At 64.4% G+C, this 6,440-nt stretch carries 7 protein-coding genes, 1 tRNA gene and 2 pseudogenes; 6 read left to right on the top strand and 4 right to left on the bottom strand.

Features of this window, described 5'->3' with window-relative positions; translation table 11 throughout:
* The 3 genes and pseudogenes from DT057_RS33515 to DT057_RS33505 all read left to right on the top strand — a co-directional run.
* Window positions 1-505, top strand: a pseudogene (locus DT057_RS33515) (hypothetical protein); the annotation flags it as partial.
* A 394-nt stretch (window positions 506-899) separates the two neighbouring features.
* Entirely contained in the window at window positions 900-2,333 is a 1,434-nt protein-coding gene (locus DT057_RS33510) for an NAD-dependent succinate-semialdehyde dehydrogenase (RefSeq protein WP_128566337.1), read from the top strand.
* A 118-nt stretch (window positions 2,334-2,451) separates the two neighbouring features.
* Window positions 2,452-2,528 (top strand) — tRNA-Arg (locus DT057_RS33505).
* Between the two features lie 763 nt (window positions 2,529-3,291).
* Here the strand turns inward: DT057_RS33505 and DT057_RS37640 are convergent.
* Both DT057_RS37640 and DT057_RS33495 read right to left on the bottom strand, forming a co-directional pair.
* Window positions 3,292-4,068 (bottom strand): annotated as a pseudogene (locus tag DT057_RS37640) (recombinase family protein); the annotation flags it as partial.
* Window positions 4,069-4,111: 43 nt separating this feature from the next.
* Complete coding sequence (locus tag DT057_RS33495) at window positions 4,112-4,381, bottom strand: hypothetical protein (protein WP_128566335.1); 270 nt, start codon at window positions 4,379-4,381, stop codon at window positions 4,112-4,114.
* A 553-nt stretch (window positions 4,382-4,934) separates the two neighbouring features.
* Between DT057_RS33495 and DT057_RS33490 the strand changes: the two genes are divergently transcribed.
* Both DT057_RS33490 and DT057_RS33485 read left to right on the top strand, forming a co-directional pair.
* On the top strand, window positions 4,935-5,123 hold the full coding sequence (locus DT057_RS33490; RefSeq protein WP_128566334.1) for a hypothetical protein: 189 nt from the start codon (window positions 4,935-4,937) through the stop codon (window positions 5,121-5,123).
* Window positions 5,124-5,150: 27 nt separating this feature from the next.
* Complete coding sequence (locus DT057_RS33485) at window positions 5,151-5,501, top strand: hypothetical protein (RefSeq protein WP_128566333.1); 351 nt, start codon at window positions 5,151-5,153, stop codon at window positions 5,499-5,501.
* Window positions 5,502-5,596: 95 nt separating this feature from the next.
* On the opposite strand, the gene DT057_RS33480 is transcribed toward DT057_RS33485, so the two are convergent.
* The gene (locus DT057_RS33480; RefSeq protein ID WP_128566332.1) at window positions 5,597-5,884 is read right to left on the bottom strand and encodes a type II toxin-antitoxin system RelE/ParE family toxin; all 288 of its coding nucleotides are present in this window, start codon (window positions 5,882-5,884) and stop codon (window positions 5,597-5,599) included.
* Window positions 5,885-6,130 (bottom strand): type II toxin-antitoxin system ParD family antitoxin, encoded by a 246-nt coding sequence (locus tag DT057_RS33475; RefSeq protein ID WP_128566331.1) that lies wholly within the window; start codon window positions 6,128-6,130, stop codon window positions 5,885-5,887.
* A gap of 133 nt (window positions 6,131-6,263) precedes the next feature.
* Here DT057_RS33475 and DT057_RS35790 point away from each other — a divergent pair, with 133 nt between their 5' ends.
* Window positions 6,264-6,413, top strand: a complete 150-nt coding sequence (locus DT057_RS35790; RefSeq protein ID WP_162501596.1) for a hypothetical protein — start codon at window positions 6,264-6,266, stop codon at window positions 6,411-6,413.
* Window positions 6,414-6,440 lie beyond the last annotated feature (27 nt).

The following is a 6,440-nucleotide window of genomic DNA, read 5'->3' as shown; positions in this document are numbered from 1 at the left end:
TGCGCCGCGCCGGGACTGCGCGCTGCGCCGCCCGTCCGGAGAGGGTGAACGAGATGCCGCGCTCCGGCGCGTGAATTTCAGGCATCGCGGCACACCGAACCTTAAGGCCGCACCGGTTAAATGCACCCCGCACTTCTGGGGCATGGCGATGCAGACCTTCGATCGGACCGGTATCAGCAGACTCGAGCGGGGCCCCGACGGCGCGCGCCTCTCGCGCACCGAGGACATCCGGATCATCGTCACGCCGATGGCCGAGCAGCGGCCGGCGCGCGTCTCCTTCCTGCCGTGGGGCCTGAGGCTCTTCCTGAAGCTGGGCTTTGCCGGCTTCACGCTCCTCAGCATCTTCGTCCTGCCGAACTACCTCGACTGCCGAAGCCAGCGGGACACCGGCGCCTTCTACTACGGCATGACGGTGAGCGCCTGCACGCGGCAGAACGTCTGGAACCAGATCGGCAACACGCAGCGCCAGTTCGAGACCGTGGCCCGGGCGGTCGGCGCGCGGTGAGGCCCCGTGCGGGGCGGACGGCGTGCCGCGCCCTCGCGGCCGGGACCATCCGGGCCGGGCGGCGTTTGTCCGGCCCGCTCCGCCCCGGGGGACCTCCGCGGTGGCGGCCCCGACGGCCGCGCGATCGTGGCGCTCGCCCTCGTGGCCGGCAGCGCGACCGCGGTCCCGGCCCGGGCCGGGAAGCGGGCGCTGCCACCGGCCGCCACGGCGCCGCCGCCTCGAGCCGCGAGACCGCGCCGGGCCGCGGCGGCCAGTCGGGCCGCGAGACCGCACAGTGCCGCAGCGGCCGCGGCCCGGCGCCGCCACATGCCTGCTCTTCCCGGGCCGAGCCTGTCTTGCCGGGGGTTCGTGCCTTAAGTACGGGGCGGTGACCCGGAACGAGGACGAATCCCCGATGTTTCCCGACGTTCGACTGCACATCGCCGGTGAGTGGCGCGGCGGCGGCAGCCGCCAGACCATGCCGATCCTCAACCCCGCCACGGGCGAGACCCTGAGCCAGCTCGCGGTGGCGACGCGCGAGGATCTCGACGCGGCGCTCGCGGCCGCCGAGCGCGGCTTCAAGGCCTGGCGCACCGTCTCGGCCTTCGAGCGCAGCAAGGTTCTGCGCAAGGCCGCCGACCTGCTGCGCTCCCGCGCCGACGAGATCGCCCGGATCATGACCCTGGAGCAGGGCAAGCCCCTGGCCGAGGCCAAGGGCGAGGTGCTCGGCGGCGCCGACACGATGGACTGGTTCGCCGAGGAGGGCCGGCGCGCCTACGGCCGGGTGATCCCGGCCCGGGCCGAGGGCGTGCTCCAGCTCGTGATCCGCGAGCCGGTCGGGCCGGTGGCGGCCTTCACGCCCTGGAACTTCCCGATCAACCAGGCCGTGCGCAAGGTCTCGGCGGCGCTGTGCACCGGCTGCTCGGTGATCCTCAAGGGGCCGGAGGACACCCCGGCGAGCTGCGCGGCCCTGGTGCAGGCGCTCCTCGACGCCGGCATCCCGGGCGACGCCCTCGGCCTCGTCTTCGGCGACCCGGCCGAGATCTCGTCCTACCTGATCCCGCACCCGGTCATCCGCAAGATGTCGTTCACCGGCTCGACGGCGATCGGCAAGGAGCTCGCGGCGCTCGCCGGCCGCCACATGAAGCGGGCCACCATGGAGCTCGGCGGCCACGCGCCGGCGATCGTGTTCGGCGATGCGGACGTGGCGAAGGCCGTGCAGGTGCTGGGCGCGAACAAGTTCCGCAACGCCGGCCAGGTCTGCGTCGCGCCGACCCGCTTCCTCGTGCACGATTCGGTGTTCGACCGGTTCGTGGACGGCTTCGTGGGCTTCTCGCGCGAGCTCAAGGTCGGCGACGGCCTCGAGCAGGGGGTGCGGATGGGCCCGCTCGCCCACGGCCGCCGCATCGAGGCGATGGAGGCCTTCGTGGCCGATGCCGAGGAGAAGGGCGCCCAGCTCCGCACCGGCGGCAAGCGCATCGGCAACCAGGGCAACTTCTTCGAGCCCACGGTCTTCACCGACGTGCCGCTCGAGGCCCGGATCATGAACGAGGAGCCCTTCGGGCCGATCGCGGCGATCCAGCGCTTCTCGGACGACGAGGAGGCTTTCGCGGAGGCCAACCGCCTGCCCTACGGGCTGGCCGCCTACGCCTACACCCGCTCGGCCGAGACGGCGACCAAGCTCGCGACGCGCGTCGAGAGCGGCATGATGTCGATCAACCACCACGGCATCGCCCTGCCCGAGACGCCCTTCGGCGGCGTCAAGGATTCGGGCTACGGCAGCGAGGGCGGCACCGAGGCGATCGAGGGCTACCTCAACACCAAGTTCGTGACCCAGGCGGGCTTCTGACACCGACCGGGGCCGGCCGCCGCCGGCCCCGGTTCCGGGCGATTTTGGGGTTGCCAAGCCCCGACGGACCCTCTAGATCACGGCTCCACCGGCCGAGGCCTCGAGGCCTCCCGGTCAGGCGCCCGTAGCTCAGCTGGATAGAGCACCAGACTACGAATCTGGGGGTCAGAGGTTCGAATCCTTTCGGGCGCGCCATTCCATTTTCACCGCTAAAAAAATCTCCTAAGACCTTGAATGGCAAGGTCATTTCTGGAGTTCTAAATCCTTCCCCGCGCTTGTAGCGAAGGCGATGGGCAAAGGTGAGTTTCAGGACCGCACGGCGGTCGTCAATCTGCCCGGTACTCCATAAATTCCAAGGGCTTGCGACAAACGCGAGGCCCGTTATAACTCGCCGATCAAAATCGCCGCGCGGTGTCGCTGCGGTCTCGATTTTCTCGCGCAGAAGCAGCTTGTCGCTTTCGAGCCGCTGCACCTTTTCCTCAAGTGCGCGCATGACTGCCGGGACGGTCGTCTCGACAATGCGTTCGACCGCTTGGTCGATCTGCTCTTCGAGAGCGGCGAGGCTCGCCTTGAGCGCCTTCGTCTCGGCGGCCACGTTGACCTGTTTCCGCTGCCATAGCTCCTTCAGCATGGCGGTTGCCAGGTCGAGCATCTGCGGCTGCGGCTCGGCGGTTTTCAGGATCGCCTCGAACTCGCCCTCGATGACGCCGCGGCGGATCGTTTTGCCGTAGCTGGCGCAACCTTTCTTCGGGCACTGGTAATAGGCGTGCCGCTTCTTCGCGGCGCAGCCGCTGATCGACCAGCAGGCCGTCAGCGGCCCCTCGCAGTCGTCGCATAGCACGAAGCCGCGGAGCGGGAAGTCCTGGCTCAAATCGGTCCGGTAAGAGATACGCAGGCCGTTGAGCCGGTCCTGGACACGCTGGAACGTCTCGTAAGAGATAAGCGGCTCATGGTGGCCCTTGCGCCGTTCGATTCCCCAGCACGGCGCTTCGACATATCCAGCATAGATCGGGTTGCGGAGCATATCGCCGACACGCTGGTGCGGAAGCTTGCCGCCCTTCGGCTTGGGATAGAGCGGGTGCTCTTCGACGAAGCGCGTCACATCGGCCTGCGACTCAAGCTGGCGCGAGACGTAGCGCTCGAACGCTTCCCGGACGACCGATGCCTGCGGCTCATGTGGCACGAGCATCCGCCCGTTGAAGCCAGGCACCCGGCCATACTTATAGCCGGAGGGCGCGGCGAAGATGGCGAAGCCGTTCGAAACGCGCGCCTGCATCCGGTTGAGCGTCTGCTCGCGGTTGTTGATGCGGTGATAGTCAGCGAAGGCGACAGTGACGTTTTCCATCAGCCGCGACGAAGAACGCTCGTCGAGCACGCCCGCGGGCGTCTCCAGGATCGCACCAAGCTTCGCTATCGTGCGCCGCAGATCGGCATGGAGGTAGAAGTCGCGCGTGAAACGATCGAGGTGGTCGAACACAATTCGGAAGCGCGCCGGTTTGCCTTTCTCGATGAAGGCAAGCATCGCGCGCAGGCCGGGACGCCGGCTCTCGCTGCCGGTCACTTTATCCCGGAAGACCTGGGCGACGCTGTAACCCATCCGCGCGCAGTAATCGCGCAGCCGCGTTTCCTGCGAAGCGAGGCCGTCGCCTTCGCGCTCCTGCTTCTTACTCGACACACGGCAGTAGATCAGCGCTGTAACGCCTTGTGCATCGATGGTTGGAAGGGTGAATTTCATGCTGGCCTCTTTGCGGTTTCGGGTTTCTCCGTGATCTGATTGTTTATTTTACACCGCTCGAATCACGAGCGGCGGCGTCAAAGACTGTGGCGGTAATCTGCCCCCAGCTTTCTGATGGCAAATCCATCTCAATGCACATCCGCGTCATGTCCCACAGGATGCGAAGCAGCTCGCTGGCTTGCGCTTCTGTAAGTTCAAGCCCTTCGAGATAGGGTAGATAGTCGGCTTCGTTGAAGTCGGCCATCGACGCGGGTGGCATCTCACTCTGGTTTCGAATGAGTTCAGAAATGCGGTCGCCTTCGTCCATTCTCATGGCCGTCCTCCTTCTTTGCGATGGGTCGGGATGCTTGGACTATACGCTAGGACGAGTTACTTTACAAGAATAAAATCCTATTCTCCGGGTTGAGGAACGGAGCGCGGAGTCATCGCTAGCCGTCATCAACATTCGCCTACACCTAGTTGACTTTCCATTAGGCCTATGCTGGACCTTCGCTTTTGAGAGTGTGTTTGGCTTTTTGCCACCCTTCTCGAAAGCTAAAGCATTTGATCCTTGGCAATCAAAGCTATGGCATCAACACTCACTCTACGGATGAAAGGTACGGAGAACGGCGGGGTCTGCAAGAGCGCCGAGCGGCGTGGAGCGACTGACTCGACCTGAGAGCGCGATGCGTGTGAGAGCAAAGCTGGCGTTTCCGTCGCTCAATTCTGACCGTCTGCCCTTCGGCCCTACGGCGCTTGGGGGAGCGCGGGCCTACGGGCAGACTATGTTTTCGCGTGTGATTTAGGGCAGTTGAATCTTGACGGCGGAGCCACGTCCGGGTGCTTATGAACGGGGCGGACAAACGCTGGGTTATTAAGGCGAAGCCATGCCGCAGATTGAGATTTCGCAGCAGGCCTATGACGCTCTGAAATTGGAGGTGGAGCGTTTGAACGCGCAGTTATGCGCCGACAAAGAGCACTCACCGGCGACGATCAAAGAGCTGGCAAGTGATTTCCTGATACATGCCTGCAACCCGTTCGAGGCTGATCCGCACGAGCCGGAAATTCCATTTTGAAGCGGTCTAGCTATACGAAGCCCATCAATGGCCACTGACCCACTGCGCACAGTTATGACGACCGAGGAGTTCTGGGCCCAGCCCAAGAACGCTTTGCCGGACTGGATGATTGCGCGCCGTCACTACATCGAGAGCCTGAACCTCCGGCTCGGTCCAGGCGGCACGATGCGGCTCGTCGAGCTGATTGGCGAGGCTGGCGGGCTTACACCGCCGGAAGCCAAGCCGTGGTTTGAGGTCGAACCGCATACCTGGCAGCGGATCGAGCGCATTCTATCCGCGATCCTGGCCAACCGACGCGATTTTGCTGTCGCGCTCCCCGCACATCTGGAACGATGGCTCACAGCACGGGAGGGGCCGACCATCTCGCTTTTCGAATAAGTTGATAAGGCGTTCGGAAGGCGATTTAGCAGAAAGTATGACTATAGGAGCGTCACACAAAACGCCTGCGCGATCCGAATTGAAATGCCCAATGCTTACAGGTGCCGGTCGAAATCCGTCCGGCCATGGAGGATGCGCACAACCTCGATCGCTTCGCCATTGAGCCGGTAAAAGGCGAGATGCGATCCGACCGGCAGCTTGAAGTAACCGGCTCGGATGTCCGAGGCGTCGCGGCCCTTCATGGTGCCGGTGGCAAGCCCGTCGAACCCGTCCACGATCAGCCGCACATAACGGTCGGCCTGGGCCTCATCCCAGCGCTTGGCAGTGTAGCGCCAGATGCCAGACAGATCGCGGCGGGCAGCAGCGGAGAGGCGGACCTTCACCTATTGCCCGGAAGGCTGGCGCATCGAAGCGAGAAAGCCGTCGGTATCGAATTCTTGGAAGTCGCCGCTCTCTTCGCCTTCAATCAAAGCCGCCCGCAGCGCACCGAGCTTGGCTTCGCGTTCTTCGAGAAGGCGCAAGCCTGCACGAACCACATCACTCGCCGAGCCATAGCGTCCGCCTTCGACCTGGCGATCGATGAACTGCGCGAAATGATCCCCGAGCGAGATCGACGTGTTGCGGGCCATGTGAATCCTCCAACCTCATGCTATACCAAAAATTGGTACAGGTCGAGAAAATGCGGTTGGGTCGCGGTAAGTCGCTAGGTGGCGGAACTGAGCAGGGCAGGCAGCGATTCGCGGGTCCCACAGGAGGCAACACATGGCACAGGACGACAGCTTCACCCTCGATCAATCGATCGCGGCCCAAAAGGCATTGCGGTCAGCACTAAATCTGCCCGAGGAAGTGTTTCCGGTCGAAGCGTTCGTTGGGATGGTGAGCGACGAGAGAGCTATACGGGAGATTGGGTGACGCGAGCGGCGTGAAGGCGGCGTATCG

Source organism: Methylobacterium crusticola, from assembly GCF_003574465.1.
In the GTDB taxonomy this organism is placed as follows: domain Bacteria; phylum Pseudomonadota; class Alphaproteobacteria; order Rhizobiales; family Beijerinckiaceae; genus Methylobacterium; species Methylobacterium crusticola.
Note: the sequence above shows the minus strand (reverse complement) of the source record. Positions and strands in the feature narration are given on the sequence as shown.

What these genes read in the sequence shown, in the direction of transcription:
- DT057_RS33510 (WP_128566337.1), top strand. Translation starts at nt 900, where the DNA reads ATGTTTCCCGACGTTCGACTGCACATCGCCGGTGAGTGGCGCGGCGGC.
- DT057_RS33495 (WP_128566335.1), bottom strand. Translation starts at nt 4,381, where the DNA reads ATGAGAATGGACGAAGGCGACCGCATTTCTGAACTCATTCGAAACCAG.
- DT057_RS33490 (WP_128566334.1), top strand. Translation starts at nt 4,935, where the DNA reads ATGCCGCAGATTGAGATTTCGCAGCAGGCCTATGACGCTCTGAAATTG.
- DT057_RS33485 (WP_128566333.1), top strand. Translation starts at nt 5,151, where the DNA reads ATGGCCACTGACCCACTGCGCACAGTTATGACGACCGAGGAGTTCTGG.
- DT057_RS33475 (WP_128566331.1), bottom strand. Translation starts at nt 6,130, where the DNA reads ATGGCCCGCAACACGTCGATCTCGCTCGGGGATCATTTCGCGCAGTTC.
- DT057_RS35790 (WP_162501596.1), top strand. Translation starts at nt 6,264, where the DNA reads ATGGCACAGGACGACAGCTTCACCCTCGATCAATCGATCGCGGCCCAA.